The following is a 14,286-nucleotide window of genomic DNA, read 5'->3' as shown; positions in this document are numbered from 1 at the left end:
TGGGGGAATTCCTATGCCGGGCAAAGGTCTGGACGTCATCACCGGCAGGATCATGCGGGCCGGCGAGGGCCGTGTGCTGCGCAGGCTCCAGCGCGTCGTCGATCAGGTCAACTCCCTGGACGAGGAGTTCAGGGCCTTGTCGGACGAGGAACTCCAGTCCCTCACACCGGAGTTCAAACAGCGCCACGCCGACGGCGAGAGCCTGGACGACCTGCTGCCGGAGGCCTTCGCCGCGATGCGCGAGGCGGCCCGGCGCACCCTGGGCATGCGCCACTTCGACGTCCAGGTGATGGGCGGCGCGGCGCTCCACCTGGGCAACATCGCGGAGATGCAGACGGGGGAGGGCAAGACCCTCGTCGCCACGCTTCCCGTCTATCTGAACGCCCTGTCCGGCAAGGGAGTCCACCTCGTCACGGTCAACGACTACCTCGCCGAGCGCGACGCCGAGTGGATGGGCCGCGCCTACCGCTTCCTGGGCCTGACCGTCGGTGTCATCAAGTCCGAGTCGACACCCGCCGCGCGCCGCGCCCAGTACGCCTGCGACATCACCTACGGCACCAACACCGAGTTCGGCTTCGACTACCTGCGCGACAACATGGCCTGGTCGCGGGACGAACTCGTGCAGCGCGGCCACCACTTCGCGATCGTCGACGAGGCCGACTCCATCCTCATCGACGAGGCCCGCACCCCGCTGATCATCTCCGGTCCCGCCGACCAGCCCACCCGGTGGTACGAGGCGTTCGCGGGGCTCGTACGACGGATGAAGGGCGTCCGCGTCCAGGAGGAACTCTTCACCCGGCCGGCCGAGAAGGAGGAACTGGCGGCACTGCGGGGCACGTACGACTACGAGTACGACCCCAAGAAACGCACCGTCGCGATCCTGGACCGGGGCGTCGAGTACCTCCAGGACCAGCTCGGCATCGAGAGTCTGTACGAGTCCGACCACACCTCCCTCATCGGGCACCTCAACAACGCCCTGAAGGCCAAGGAGCACTTCAAGAGGGACAAGGACTACGTGGTGGTGGACGGCGAGGTGCTGATCGTCGACGAGCACACCGGCCGCATCCTCGCGGGCCGCCGCTACAACGAGGGGCTGCACCAGGCGATCGAGGCGAAGGAAGGGGTGACGATCAAGGACGAGAACCAGACCCTCGCCACGATCACCCTGCAGAACTTCTTCCGCCTCTACGAGAAGCTCGCCGGCATGACCGGCACGGCGATGACGGAGGCGGCCGAGTTCCACCAGATCTACCAGCTCCAGGTCGTGCCGATCCCGACCAACCGGCCCCCGAAGCGCGCCGACGACCCCGACCAGATCTACCGCACCGTGGACGCCAAGTACGCCGCGATCGTGGAGGACATCGTCGGGCGGCACACGCAGGGGCAGCCGATCCTCGTCGGCACCACGTCGGTGGAGAAGTCCGAACTGCTCTCCGCGCTGCTCAGGAAACGCGGTGTCCGGCACGAGGTGCTCAACGCCAAGAACCACCAGCGCGAGGCCCAGATCGTGGCCCAGGCGGGCCGCAAGGGCGCCGTCACCGTCGCCACCAACATGGCGGGCCGCGGTACCGACATCATGCTCGGCGGCAATCCCGAGTCCCTCATAGCCGCAGAGCTGGAGAAGCGTGCACTCACCGAGGAGGAGCACCCCGACGCCTGCCGCGAGGTGCGCGAGCGCGTCACCGCCGCGGTCGGGGCGGCGTACGAGGAGGTCAAGGAGCTCGGCGGGCTCTATGTGCTGGGCACCGAACGCCACGAGTCCCGCCGTATCGACAACCAGCTGCGCGGCCGCTCCGGACGCCAGGGCGACAACGGCGCCTCCCGCTTCTACCTCTCCCTGGAGGACGACCTGATGCGCCTGTTCCGCGCCCAGGTCGTGGACCGCGTGATGTCCATGGCGAACGTCCCCGACGACATCCCCATCGAGAACAAGATGGTCACCCGCGCCATAGCCTCCGCCCAGGCCCAGGTCGAACAGCAGCACTTCGAGTCCCGCAAGGACGTCCTGAAGTTCGACGAGGTGCTCAACCGGCAGCGCACCCTCATCTACGCCGAGCGCCGCCGCGTCCTGGCGGGGGAGGACCTGCGCGAACAGCTCCTGCACTTCATGGACGACACCGTGCGGGCGTACATCGAACAGGAGACCAGCGAGGGCTTCCCCGAGGAATGGGACCTGGAGCGGCTGTGGGGCGCCTTCGAACAGCTCTATCCGGTACGCGTCACGATCGAGGACCTGGAGGGCGCGGTCGGCGAGCGCGCGAACCTCACCGCCGAGGACCTGACCGAGGCCATGACCCGGGACATCCACGAACGCTACGAGGACCGCGAGACCGAACTCGGCGCCGATGCCCTGCGCGACCTCGAACGCCTCGTCGTCCTCAACGTCCTCGACCGCAAATGGCGAGAGCACCTCTACGAGATGGACTACCTCCGCGACGGCATCGGTCTGCGCTGGACGCTCGGCCGGGAACCCATCGTCGAGTACGAGCGCGAGGGCTTCGACATGTACGGCGCGATGACCGACGCCATCAAGGAGGAGTCCGTCGGCTACGTCTTCAACCTGGACGCCTCCGGCGGTGCGCCCGGGACCCTCGAACGCCGCGACCGGGTCGAGGACCTGCACTTCACGGCCCCCACCATGGACACGGCGGAGGGCGTGGTCGAGGGCGACTTCGCCCCGGCGGACGCCGACGCGCCCGCGACTGCTCCCGCGGCAGCCCCCGCGCCCGCCGCCGCGCCCTCACGCGGCGGCGCGCGCCCCGGCAGGTCCAAGGCGCGGCGCCGCCGCAAGCGGTGAGGACGCGGGGGCCGGCAGGGGAGGCAGGGGCTAGGCCCTGTCGTCAAATTCCCGTCTGCCCTGCGACGCCATGCACGCACTCTCACCGCACCAGGCACAGATCCAAGTACGTCCAGTACGGGGGCCTGTGCCCGGCACGCCGAGAGCACGCACCTGACGCCGCAGGGCCCGCCCTCCGGGCGGACGACGGGAATTTGACGACAGGCCCTAGCAGTACTTGTCGCTGGGGTCCCGCGTCGTCCACGAGCACGCGTCGACCTTGCCGCCGTTCGCCTTGGTGAGCGTGGCGGTGTCGCTGGTGTTGTTCCAGACGTACGCGCGGCGGTTCTGGTACTTGTCCCCCGCGGTGTCCCTGCCGCTGCCCGTGTGCACCTTCATGGTCTTGTGCGCCCCGATCTTCACGTTCGGGAAGGTGTACCTGTGGTTCGAGACGTCCTTCAGGATCCAGCCCTTGAGCGAGATCGATGTCGAACTGGTGTTCTTGATCTGCACCCACTCGGCGTTGAGGCTCGCGTTGGAGCGGTTGTCCGAACCGGGGCTGTCGAACCAGACGTGGTAGATGGTCACACCGCCGGCCGCCTGTGCCGGAGTGCTGAGAAGGAACGTGCCCGTCAGTGCCACGGCGCCCGCGAGCGCGGGCAGGGCAGCGCGTATCCGCATGAGAACCCCCCAGGGTGTCGCCCCCGGCCGGTCGTCCACCGGCCAGTGAGAGTGACGACGTGCATGCAGTGCTATCACATGATCTTCACGCTGGTTTCACAAAGGGTGATTTCGCTTCCTCCGGTACGTCGGGGTGCTAATGGGGCCAGAAGAGAGGAGAAGGGAGGAGAAGTGGGGAGCCCTGTCCTGCGCGGGTCGCGCAGCGGCCACAATGGGGGGATGAGCGACAGTCCAGCCCCCCTCGCTGATCCGCATCTCGTCTTCGACCCCGTGGACGGAGTCCGGGACGTCGTGATCCTCGGCTCCACCGGCTCGATCGGCACGCAGGCCATCGACCTCGTGCTGCGCAACCCCGACCGGTTCCGGGTCACCGCGCTCTCCGCCGCCGGCGGCAGGGTCGGACTGCTCGCGGAGCAGGCCCACCGGCTGCGCGTACGCACGGTCGCGGTCGCGCGCGAGGACGTCGTACCGGCGCTGCGGGAGGCGCTCACGGCCGAGTACGCACCCGGTGAGACCCTTCCCGAGATCCTGGCCGGCGCGGACGCCGCCACCCAACTCGCCGCCTCCGACTGCCACACCGTCCTCAACGGCATCACCGGCTCCATCGGCCTCGCCCCCACCCTCGCCGCCCTGGAAGCGGGCCGCACCCTCGCGCTCGCCAACAAGGAATCGCTCATCGTCGGCGGCCCGCTGGTGAAGGCGCTGGCCAAGCCCGGCCAGATCATCCCGGTCGACTCCGAGCACGCGGCGCTCTTCCAGGCACTGGCGGCCGGTACGCGCGCTGATGTGCGCAAGCTGGTCGTGACCGCCTCCGGCGGACCCTTCCGGGGGCGTACGAAGGCGGAGCTGGCGAACGTCACTCCCGCCGAGGCCCTCGCGCACCCGACCTGGGCCATGGGCCCGGTGATCACCATCAACTCCGCGACCTTGGTCAACAAGGGGCTGGAAGTCATCGAGGCGCACCTCCTCTACGACATTCCCTTCGATCGCATTGAGGTGGTCGTGCACCCGCAGTCGTATGTCCACTCGATGGTTGAGTACACGGACGGATCGACACTGGCCCAGGCGACGCCCCCCGACATGCGGGGACCGATCGCCATCGGTCTCGGCTGGCCCGAACGCGTCCCGGACGCGGCGCCCGCCTTCGACTGGACCAAGGCGTCGAGCTGGGAGTTCTTCCCGCTCGACAACGACGCCTTCCCCTCCGTCGGGCTCGCCCGGCACGTGGGGCAGCTCGCGGGCACGGCCCCGGCGGTGTTCAATGCCGCCAACGAGGAGTGCGTGGACGCGTTCCTGAACGGCGCCCTGCCGTTCAACGGGATCATGGACACCGTCACCCGGGTGGTCGAGGAACACGGCACACCCGGAACGGGAACTTCCCTGACCGTGGCGGACGTCCTCGAAGCGGAGACCTGGGCACGCGCCCGGGCCCGTGAACTGACCGCACAGACGGCACGGACAGCACCAATGGCACAGACGACAACCGCGGAGGCTCGTGCATGACGACCCTGATGATGATCCTCGGCATAGTCGTCTTCGCGGTCGGCCTGCTCATCTCGATCGCCTGGCACGAGCTGGGACATCTGTCGACGGCCAAGCTCTTCGGCATCCGTGTGCCGCAGTACATGGTCGGCTTCGGGCCGACCATCTGGTCGCGGAAGAAGGGCGACACCGAGTACGGGGTGAAGGCGGTCCCGCTCGGCGGCTACATCCGCATGATCGGGATGTTCCCGCCCGGCCCGGACGGCCGTATCGAGGCGCGCTCCACCTCCCCCTTCCGGGGCATGATCGAGGACGCCAGGTCGGCCGCCTTCGAGGAGCTCCAGCCCGGCGACGAGACCCGCCTCTTCTACACGCGCAAGCCGTGGAAGCGCGTGATCGTGATGTTCGCGGGCCCGTTCATGAACCTCGTCCTGGCCGTCGCGATCTTCCTCGGCGTGATGATGACGTTCGGGGTGCAGACCCAGACCACCACGGTCGGCAAGGTCTCGGACTGTGTCATCCAGCAGAGCGAGAACCGGTCGAAGTGCGCGGCGAGCGACCAGGCCGCGCCGGCCAAGGCCGCCGGCCTCAAGGGCGGCGACAAGATCGTCGCGTTCAACGGCAACGCGATCGACGACTGGGCGGCGCTGCAGTCCGACATCCGCTCCAACCCCGGCAAGGACGTCACGCTCACCGTTGAGCGGGGGGGTCAGAAGGTCGACCTGACCGCTCACCTGATCAAGAACCAGGTCAGCAAGACCGACGGCAACGGCGGCTATGTCGAGGGCAAGTACGTGTACGCCGGCTTCCTCGGCTTCACGCCCGCCTCCGGCATCGTCCAGCAGTCGTTCGGCCAGTCCGTGAACCGCATGGGCGACATGATGCAGAACGGCGTCGAGTCGCTCGTCTCGCTGCCCGGCAAGATCCCCGACCTGTGGAACGCGGCCTTCGGCGACGGCCCGCGCAAGGCGGACTCCCCGATGGGCGTGGTCGGCGCGGCACGTATCGGTGGTGATGTCTTCACCCTCGACATCCCGGCATCGCAGCAGGTCGCGATGATGCTGCTGCTGGTCGCGGGGTTCAACCTCTCCCTGTTCCTGTTCAACATGCTCCCGCTGCTCCCGCTCGACGGCGGGCACATCGCGGGCGCGCTGTGGGAGTCGCTGCGGCGGAACGCGGCGAAGGTGCTGAGGCGGCCCGACCCGGGCCCGTTCGACGTGGCGAAGCTGATGCCGGTGGCCTATGTGGTGGCCGGAATCTTCGTCTGCTTCACGATCCTCGTCCTGATCGCGGACGTCGTTAACCCGGTGAAAATCTCCTAGGCGGTCTCTTGGCAAGACACCGTTCGCGGCGGCCGGGCACCCTGGGTGTCCGGCCGCCATCCGTTGGGTGGGTTTAGGGGCGTGATGTGCTCGGGCGTGCGCCGGTGCCGTAATCTCGGAGCCTGGAGCCCACGATTCCGGGACCTTGATCCACAACTTGGGGTTGCACAGCAGATGACTGCGATTTCTCTCGGCATGCCGTCCGTTCCGACCAAGCTCGCCGAGCGTCGGAAGAGCCGGCAGATCCAGGTCGGAACCGTGGCTGTGGGTGGAGACGCACCCGTCTCGGTGCAGTCGATGACGACCACGCGTACGTCGGACATCGGCGCCACGCTGCAGCAGATCGCCGAGCTGACGGCCTCCGGCTGCCAGATCGTACGGGTGGCGTGCCCGACCCAGGACGACGCCGACGCCCTCGCCACGATCGCCCGCAAGTCGCAGATCCCGGTCATCGCGGACATCCACTTCCAGCCGAAGTACGTCTTCGCGGCGATCAACGCGGGCTGCGCGGCCGTCCGTGTGAACCCCGGCAACATCAAGCAGTTCGACGACCAGGTCAAGGAGATCGCGCGGGCCGCGAAGGACACCGGCACCCCGATCCGGATCGGCGTCAACGCGGGCTCGCTCGACAAGCGGCTCCTCCAGAAGTACGGCAAGGCGACCCCCGAGGCGCTCGTCGAGTCCGCCCTCTGGGAGGCGTCCCTCTTCGAGGAGCACGACTTCCGGGACATCAAGATCTCGGTCAAGCACAACGACCCGGTGGTCATGGTCAACGCCTACCGCCAGCTGGCGGCGGCGTGCGACTACCCCCTGCACCTCGGTGTGACGGAGGCGGGTCCCGCCTTCCAGGGCACGATCAAGTCGGCGGTGGCGTTCGGAGCGCTGCTCTCCGAGGGCATCGGCGACACGATCCGGGTGTCCCTGTCGGCGCCGCCCGCCGAGGAGGTCAAGGTCGGTCTCCAGATCCTGGAGTCGCTGAACCTCAAGCAGCGGGGCCTGGAGATCGTGTCCTGCCCGTCCTGCGGGCGTGCCCAGGTCGACGTGTACAAGTTGGCGGAAGAGGTCACCGCCGGTCTGACGGGCATGGAGGTCCCCCTCCGCGTCGCCGTCATGGGCTGCGTCGTGAACGGTCCGGGCGAGGCCCGCGAGGCCGACCTCGGTGTCGCCTCCGGCAACGGCAAGGGGCAGATCTTCGTCAAGGGCGAGGTCATCAAGACGGTCCCCGAGTCGAAGATCGTCGAGACGCTCATCGAGGAAGCGATGAAGCTTGCCGAGCAGATGGAGGCCGACGGTATCGCCTCCGGCGAGCCTTCGGTGTCGGTAGCGGGCTGACCCGCGGGCGGAACCACCGCGTCCCGACCCCGCCCCCGCCGCCCCTGCCCTCCCCCCAAGCTCTCGGCTTCGCTCGAGGAGGGGGACGCCCATCATCCCCAGGGGCTCCGCCCCTTGCACCCCGCAAGGGGCGCTGCGCCCCTGGACCCCCGCATCGGCCTGACGGCCTCGTCCTCGAACGCCGGACGGGCTGAAAGATGCGTGCCAGGGGCTTTTAGGGACGCGGGGAACTGCGCGACCGGCCCCCACCGGCCGTCGTCAGCCGAAGAACTTCGGGCGGCCGGGGGATGTGGGGCGAAGCCCCACCCTCAGGGGCGCGAGGAACTGCGCGACCGGCCCCCACGCACCCGCAGACAAACGACCCCGGACGAACGGGGATCCGGGGCGGAGCCCCGGTCCAGGGGGCGCGGGGAACTGCGCGCACCGCGCCCACCGGCCCGCGGCCGAAGCCCCGGCCGGTACAAGGGGCGGCGAGGCACAACCTCGCCAGGTACAGTGCGGAGATCAGCAGACCGTATGGTGAGGCCCCCGCACGTGTTGACCCAGACCACCACCAGGGTCCTCGAACCGAGTGACCTGGACGCCGCGCTCGCCGTCCTCGACCGCGACCCGGTCGCGAACGCGTTCGTCGCGTCCCGGGTACAGGTCGCGGGCCTCGACCCCTGGCGGCTCGGCGGCGAGATGTGGGGCTGGTACGAGGACGGCATGCTGCGGTCCCTCTGCTACGCGGGCGCCAACCTGGTCCCGATCTGTGCCACCCCCCGCGCCGTCCGCGGCTTCGCCGACCGGGCGAGAAGGGCCGGCCGCCGCTGTTCCTCGATCGTCGGCCCCGTCGAGGCAACCGCCCAGCTGTGGCGGCTGCTCGAACCCAGCTGGGGCCCGGCCCGCGAGGTCCGCGCCCACCAGCCCCTGATGGTCACCGACCGGCTCCCCGCCGACATCGCCCCGGATCCGTACGTCCGCCGCATCCGCAAGGACGAGATGGAAACGATCATGCCGGCGTGCGTGGCGATGTTCACCGAGGAGGTGGGCGTCTCACCGCTCGCCGGTGACGGCGGCCTGCTCTACCAGGCACGGGTGGCCGAACTCGTCGGCACCGGCCGTTCGTTCGCCCGTCTCGACCAGAACGGCAAGGTCGTCTTCAAGGCCGAGATCGGCGCCGCCACCCGGCAGGCCTGCCAGGTCCAAGGGGTGTGGGTCGCCCCCGAGTACCGGGGGCAGGGGCTGGCGGCCCCGGGCATGGCGGCGGTCATGCGCTACGCCCTCGCCGACGTCGCCCCGCTCGTCAGCCTCTACGTCAACGACTTCAACACCCCGGCCCGGGCGACGTACCACCGCGTCGGCTTCCAGGAGATCGGCGCGTTCATGAGCGTGCTGTTCTAGCGCTCGCAGGGACGCGGGGAACTCCTTTGACCGGCCCCAGACCGGTTCCCGACCGGCCCCAGACCGGTTCTCGGTCGGCCCCAGACCGGTTCTCGGTCGGCCCCAGACCGGTTCTCGGTCGGCCCCAGACCGGTTCTCGACCGCCCCCGACCGGGCCGCATCGGACACAACCTCCCGTAGTCCCGGCGCAATCCGGCGAAGCGCCCCGGTAGTCTCCCCGGCATGCTGCGCTTTCCCGGTCAGGGCCCCCGCAACCCCGACGACGTGGTCGTCGGCCCGCTGGATCTCGCGGCGCGCGTCGACGAGGCGCTCGCCGTGCAGGCCCTCGCCTTCGGGCTCGGCGCCGACGAGATCGCCGTACGCCGCCAGATCGTGCTGCGTCACCTCACCTACCCGGGAGCGCGCGCACTCGGCGCGACGACGGTCGACGGACGGCTCGTCGGGTTCGTCTACGGCATGCCCAACGACCGCACCCACTGGTGGTCCACCGTCGTGGAACCGTATCTGCGCGCCCAGGGACGCGACGCCTGGCTCGACCACTCCTTCGTGATCACCGAGCTGCACGTCCACCCGCACTACCAGAACCACGGCCTGGGCCGGTCCCTGATCACCGGCATCACGGACAGCGCCACCGAACCCCGCTCGATCCTCTCCGCCATCGACACCGACAGCCCGGCCCGCGGCCTGTACCGCTCCCTCGGGTACGAGGACCTCGCGCGGCAGGTTCTCTTCCCCAGCGCACCCAAGCCGTACGCCGTCATGGGCGCCCCGCTGCCCCTGCGCAGGCGCTGAGCGCCCGGGCCTGCCCTCCGGCCGGGGGACCAACCGATTTCCACCGGGATGGGCCGCCCGGCTAACCTCCTAGCCATCACCCTTACGCAGCAGGAGTCGAGAACCATGGCCCAGGTCCAGCGCATGTCCCGTTTGATGGTCAAGACACTGCGTGACGACCCGGCGGACGCCGAGGTGCTCAGCCACAAACTGCTGGTGCGCGCCGGTTATGTGCGCCGTACCGCCGCCGGCCTGTGGTCCTGGCTGCCGCTCGGCAAGAAGGTCCTGGCCAACGTGGAGCGGGTCGTCCGCGAGGAGATGGACGCCATCGGCGCCCAGGAGGTCACGCTGCCTGCCCTGCTGCCGAGGGAGCCGTACGAGGCGACCGGCCGTTGGGACGAGTACGGCCCCGAGCTGTTCCGCCTGAACGACCGCAAGGGCGGCGACTACCTTCTCGGCCCGACCCACGAGGAGATCTTCACCCTCCTGGTCAAGGACCAGTGCACGTCCTACAAGGATCTGCCGGTGACCCTCTACCAGATCCAGAACAAGTACCGCGACGAGGCCCGCCCCCGGGCCGGCATCCTGCGTGGCCGCGAGTTCCTGATGAAGGACTCGTATTCCTTCGACCTGGAGGACGAGGGCCTGGCCCAGTCCTACGCCCTGCACCGCGAGGCGTACCAGAAGATCTTCGCGCGCCTGGGCCTCGACTACCGCATCTGTGCGGCCACCGCGGGCGCCATGGGCGGCTCCAAGTCCGAGGAGTTCCTCGCTCCGGCCGCCGCCGGTGAGGACACCTTCGCCGACTGCCCGAACTGCGACTACGCCGCCAACACCGAGGCGATCACGTATCCCCTGAAGCCGGTCGACGGGTCCGCCGTTCCCGCGCTGGAGGAGATCCCCACCCCGGACACCCCGACGATCGAGACGCTCGCCGCGTACCTGAACGTGCCCGCGTCCGCCACCCTGAAGAACCTGCTGGTCAAGGTGGACGGCGAGATTGTTGCGGTCGGCGTTCCCGGTGACCGCGAGGTCGACATGGGCAAGGTCGAGGCCCACTTCGCCCCGGCCGCCGTGGAACTCGTCACGGCCGGGGACTTCGAGGGCCGCGACGACCTCGTACGCGGCTATGTCGGCCCGCAGGGACTGGAGAAGGTCCGCTACCTTGCCGACCCGCGTGTCGCCCCCGGCACCTCCTGGATCACCGGCGCCAACAAGGGGGGCCTGCACGCGAAGAACGTCGTCGCGGGCCGCGACTTCGAGGTCGACGAGTACGTGGACGCCGTCGTCGTGCAGGAGGGCGACCCCTGCCCGTCCTGCGGCACCGGCCTCAAGCTGGACCGCGCCATCGAGATCGGCCACATCTTCCAGCTCGGCCGCAAGTACGCCGACGCCCTTCAGCTCGACGTCCTTGGCCCGCAAGGCAAGCCGGTCCGGGTGACCATGGGCTCGTACGGCATCGGTGTCTCCCGCGCCGTCGCCGCGCTCGCCGAGCAGCACGCCGACGAGCAGGGCCTGTGCTGGCCCGCCGAGATCGCCCCGGCTGACGTCCACGTGGTCGCCGCGGGCAAGGCGCTGCAGACCGAGCTGGCCCTCGACGTGTCGGAGAAGCTGGGCGCGGCGGGCGTACGCGTCCTCGTGGACGACCGGGCCGGGGTCTCCCCGGGCGTGAAGTTCACGGACGCGGAGCTCATCGGCGTACCGAAGATCCTGGTGGCCGGGCGACGCTCGGCCGAGGGCGTCCTCGAGCTGAAGGACCGCCGTACCGGCGAGCGCGAGGAACTGACCGTGGACGAGGCGATCGCCCGCCTGACGGCGTAGCCGCACGACAGCCGGGAGGCGCTCAAGAGGTTCATCTCCGGAGCATGGGCGCCTCACGGACCTCTCTCAGGCCCACGGAGTTCATTGGGTACGCGCGGAGATTCGCTGTTTCTCGGCGTCACGCCCGGTGGCTGAGGCCGACGCCGTATGCGAGTGCGAGCATCGAATGCGTGACCTTTCCGTGAGGCGTGTCGTTCATCAGATGACGGCATCGCGGGCGGAAGGGGGTTCCAAGACCGGACCCACCCGGCGACACTCAGCATGTCCGACGCCCAGGCGACGCCGGACACCCTCTCCTACCAGGCCTTCGGGTCCGGCAGGCCAGCGTCCGGAGGGACACGCTCACACGGGCCGGACCCGGTTGCCTCGCGCAGCCGATCGGCACCAGGGCGTGACGGCGATCAGCACACCCACCGCCGGCCGCCACAAGCCACGAGGGGCAGCACTGGGCGCGGGCTTCCACCTGCACGCCCACGCGACTCCTCCGCGATGGGCGATCCCGTTGCCAGACACTACGTCTGATATGGGATCACTTGACTGATCAGAGACGCTGCTCCCCGACCGTAGGACGACGTGGGCGTCCTGGCCGCCCTGCCCGCCGACCGCTGCGGCCTCGCCGACACCGATCCGCGCCTCGACGTCGACTGGACCGCCTGCCAGGGCCACGGCCTGTGCGCGGAACTCCTCCCCGAACACATCACGCTCGACGAGTGGGGCTACCCGCTCCTGGGCGAGGCCCCCCCTCCGCCCACGACCTTGGAACGCGCCCGCAGAGCCGCCGCCGACTGCCCGGTACTGGTCCTCGAACTCGCCACCACACAGGGAAGTCAGGGCTAGGCAGGGGCGGTCAGAGCCAGCCCGCGAACTCCAGCAGCAGCTCCGCGTCCTGCGGACGCCCGACCCGCCCCGCCCGTACGCCGGACTCGACCGCCCGGAACAACGTCCAGCCCCGCAGCCGCTCCTGGTCCACCTCCAGGGACTCGGCGAGCCGCTTGACCCGTCGCCGTGTGATCGACGATCCGGAAGGGGACGCGATCAGGTCCTCCACCCGGTCCCGGACCAGCCGGGCCAGGTCGAAGGCGCATTCGCCGACCACCGGGTCCGGGCCCACGGCCAGCCAGGGCATGCGCTCACCGGCGAGCACCTTGCTCTGCCGGAAGGTGCCGTGCAGCAGCCTCTCCTCGGGCGGGGCGGCGAGGAGCTCCTCGCGGGCCGCGAGCGCCGCCTCGACCAGGGGCGCGACCTCGGTGTCGGCGCCCGCCGCCGCCCGCATCGCCTCGGCCTGCCGCCCGGTCCGCTCGGCGACGGTCTCGAAGACATGGGTGGCGGGCGGTTCGACCCACAGCCGCCGCAGCGTCCCGGCCGCCTCCAGCAGAGCCTTCGCCTCCGGCAGCGAACGCACGGACAGATCGGGACGCAGGCGCTCCAACAGCAGTACGCCGTGGGTGTCGCCCTGCGCGTCGGCGAGGTTGAGGAGCTGTACGGCGCCGCGTCCGTCCCAGTGGGCGAGCGCGGCTCGCTCGCTCTCCGGACGGGCCCGCGGCGGCGCCAGTTTCAGCACGGCGGGCGTCCCGTCGGCCTGCCGGACGAGCAGGACAAGGCTGCTGCGGCCGCCAGGTGCCTGCACCCGCTCCACGGTCAACTCGCGTAGACCGACCGCCTGTTGCGCCAGCACGGGCAGCTTGTCCAGCCATTCGCCCGTCCCGTCGGACCCGCCGGAGCCGTTGGACCCGCTCCGCTGCGTCTCGCCGAGTGCCCGCACCAGGCGCCGTGGCGGTTCGAAGGCCATGCGCGAGTCCATTGCGCGAGGTGTTCCTTTCCAGCTGGTCCAGGTCGTCCAGGTCGTCTCGTCCGGGCCGTCAGGGGCGCGTCACGAGGGCGACGGCGTCGCCGCGGCAGGGGTGGCCGAGGGGGCCGCCCGCTCGGCGAGACCAGGGAAGGCTACGCTCTCCCCGCGCCAGCGCACCGCCCGCACCGCCGCCTCCCGCAGCGCCTCGGCGGCCGTGCGCCGCCGATCGCCCGAGGAGGCGCGTACGAGGTCGGAGTACGCCCCGGCCACGCGTTCCTCCAAGTCGGCCGCGAGCTGCACGGCCGCGGCGGAGTCCTTCACGGCGAACGGCAGCGCGTACGCCGCCGCGGAGGCCTCCGGCCTGCCGCCCAGGTCCCGTACGGCGCGCGCGAGTTCGTCGCGCCGGGCCCGATGGGCGTCGTACGCCGAGCGGGCCTCGCCCCGGCGTCCCTCGTCGATCCTGCCGCCGACGACTCCGTACCCGTAGACGACGGCGTGCTCGGCGGCGAGCGCGGCCTGCAACGCGCCGAGCTCGGCTTGCTCGGCCTTCTTGGTGCTCTTTGTGTCCTCGGTCGTGCTCACTTGGCACCCTCCGTCAGCAGGAACGCGTGTGCGGCGCCGGCCGCGGCCACCGAGGCCAGCAGCCTGGCCAGCTCACCCGGGACCGTCAGCAGGGCCTTCGTCCGCTGGTCGGCCAAGGTGCGCTCGGCGGTGGCGAGGTCGGCGAGGGCGTCCTTCTCCTGGGCGGGCACGGTGGGTGAGGGGCTGGGGTGCGCCGAGGCGGAAGCCGACGGCGAGCCGGTGGCGGAGGGCCGGCTGCCGGCGGTTCCGCCGCTCCCGAACGCCTTCGCGTGGCGTACACCACCAAGGTCACGCAGAACAACAAGGCGCTGACCGCACCCGAGCGCCAGACCTTCCACTCCACCGGC

At 70.2% G+C, this 14,286-nt stretch carries 11 protein-coding genes and 1 pseudogene; 8 read left to right on the top strand and 4 right to left on the bottom strand.

Going from position 1 to position 14,286, the window contains the following annotated elements; translation table 11 throughout:
* Positions 1-13 precede the first annotated feature (13 nt).
* Complete coding sequence (secA, locus tag ABZ656_RS22165) at positions 14-2,797, top strand: preprotein translocase subunit SecA (protein WP_101400972.1); 2,784 nt, start codon at positions 14-16, stop codon at positions 2,795-2,797.
* Positions 2,798-3,004: 207 nt separating this feature from the next.
* On the opposite strand, the gene ABZ656_RS22160 is transcribed toward secA, so the two are convergent.
* A complete protein-coding gene (locus ABZ656_RS22160; RefSeq protein ID WP_101400973.1) occupies positions 3,005-3,457 on the bottom strand; it encodes a lamin tail domain-containing protein in 453 nt (150 codons plus the stop codon).
* A 219-nt stretch (positions 3,458-3,676) separates the two neighbouring features.
* Between ABZ656_RS22160 and dxr the strand changes: the two genes are divergently transcribed.
* The 7 genes from dxr (at position 3,677) to ABZ656_RS22125 (ending at position 12,405) form a co-directional block, all read left to right on the top strand.
* Entirely contained in the window at positions 3,677-4,960 is a 1,284-nt protein-coding gene (gene dxr / locus ABZ656_RS22155; RefSeq protein ID WP_101400974.1) for a 1-deoxy-D-xylulose-5-phosphate reductoisomerase, read from the top strand.
* Positions 4,957-6,261 (top strand): site-2 protease family protein, encoded by a 1,305-nt coding sequence (locus tag ABZ656_RS22150; RefSeq protein WP_360269964.1) that lies wholly within the window; start codon positions 4,957-4,959, stop codon positions 6,259-6,261. Before dxr ends, ABZ656_RS22150 begins: the two co-directional genes overlap by 4 nt.
* A 174-nt stretch (positions 6,262-6,435) precedes the next feature.
* A complete protein-coding gene (ispG, locus tag ABZ656_RS22145; protein ID WP_095852303.1) occupies positions 6,436-7,593 on the top strand; it encodes a flavodoxin-dependent (E)-4-hydroxy-3-methylbut-2-enyl-diphosphate synthase in 1,158 nt (385 codons plus the stop codon).
* Between the two features lie 534 nt (positions 7,594-8,127).
* Positions 8,128-8,976: a GNAT family N-acetyltransferase gene (locus ABZ656_RS22140; protein ID WP_075031337.1), complete on the top strand. Its 849-nt coding sequence runs from the start codon at positions 8,128-8,130 to the stop codon at positions 8,974-8,976.
* A 222-nt stretch (positions 8,977-9,198) separates the two neighbouring features.
* Positions 9,199-9,768, top strand: a complete 570-nt coding sequence (locus tag ABZ656_RS22135; RefSeq protein ID WP_101400976.1) for a GNAT family N-acetyltransferase — start codon at positions 9,199-9,201, stop codon at positions 9,766-9,768.
* 105 nt (positions 9,769-9,873) lie between these two features.
* On the top strand, positions 9,874-11,568 hold the full coding sequence (locus ABZ656_RS22130) for a proline--tRNA ligase (RefSeq protein WP_101400977.1): 1,695 nt from the start codon (positions 9,874-9,876) through the stop codon (positions 11,566-11,568).
* A gap of 573 nt (positions 11,569-12,141) precedes the next feature.
* Complete coding sequence (locus ABZ656_RS22125; RefSeq protein WP_218977856.1) at positions 12,142-12,405, top strand: ferredoxin; 264 nt, start codon at positions 12,142-12,144, stop codon at positions 12,403-12,405.
* Between the two features lie 10 nt (positions 12,406-12,415).
* Here ABZ656_RS22125 and ABZ656_RS22120 read toward each other — a convergent pair whose 3' ends face one another.
* The 3 genes and pseudogenes from ABZ656_RS22120 to ABZ656_RS22110 form a co-directional block, all read right to left on the bottom strand.
* Positions 12,416-13,357 (bottom strand): aminoglycoside phosphotransferase family protein, encoded by a 942-nt coding sequence (locus ABZ656_RS22120; protein ID WP_101403788.1) that lies wholly within the window; start codon positions 13,355-13,357, stop codon positions 12,416-12,418.
* Positions 13,358-13,438: 81 nt separating this feature from the next.
* Entirely contained in the window at positions 13,439-13,939 is a 501-nt protein-coding gene (locus ABZ656_RS22115; RefSeq protein ID WP_101400978.1) for a ferritin-like domain-containing protein, read from the bottom strand.
* Positions 13,936-14,286 (bottom strand): annotated as a pseudogene (locus ABZ656_RS22110) (hypothetical protein); the annotation flags it as partial. The gene ABZ656_RS22115 and the pseudogene ABZ656_RS22110, both read right to left, overlap by 4 nt.

Source organism: Streptomyces sp. NPDC007095 (genome assembly GCF_040634475.1).
Classification (GTDB): domain Bacteria; phylum Actinomycetota; class Actinomycetes; order Streptomycetales; family Streptomycetaceae; genus Streptomyces.
This window is presented reverse-complemented; position numbering and strand designations above follow the sequence as displayed.

Coding starts and splice junctions, on each gene's coding strand:
- secA (WP_101400972.1), top strand. CDS start 14: ATGCCGGGCAAAGGTCTGGACGTCATCACCGGCAGGATCATGCGGGCC.
- ABZ656_RS22160 (WP_101400973.1), bottom strand. CDS start 3,457: ATGCGGATACGCGCTGCCCTGCCCGCGCTCGCGGGCGCCGTGGCACTG.
- dxr (WP_101400974.1), top strand. CDS start 3,677: ATGAGCGACAGTCCAGCCCCCCTCGCTGATCCGCATCTCGTCTTCGAC.
- ABZ656_RS22150 (WP_360269964.1), top strand. CDS start 4,957: ATGACGACCCTGATGATGATCCTCGGCATAGTCGTCTTCGCGGTCGGC.
- ispG (WP_095852303.1), top strand. CDS start 6,436: ATGACTGCGATTTCTCTCGGCATGCCGTCCGTTCCGACCAAGCTCGCC.
- ABZ656_RS22135 (WP_101400976.1), top strand. CDS start 9,199: ATGCTGCGCTTTCCCGGTCAGGGCCCCCGCAACCCCGACGACGTGGTC.
- ABZ656_RS22130 (WP_101400977.1), top strand. CDS start 9,874: ATGGCCCAGGTCCAGCGCATGTCCCGTTTGATGGTCAAGACACTGCGT.
- ABZ656_RS22120 (WP_101403788.1), bottom strand. CDS start 13,357: ATGGCCTTCGAACCGCCACGGCGCCTGGTGCGGGCACTCGGCGAGACG.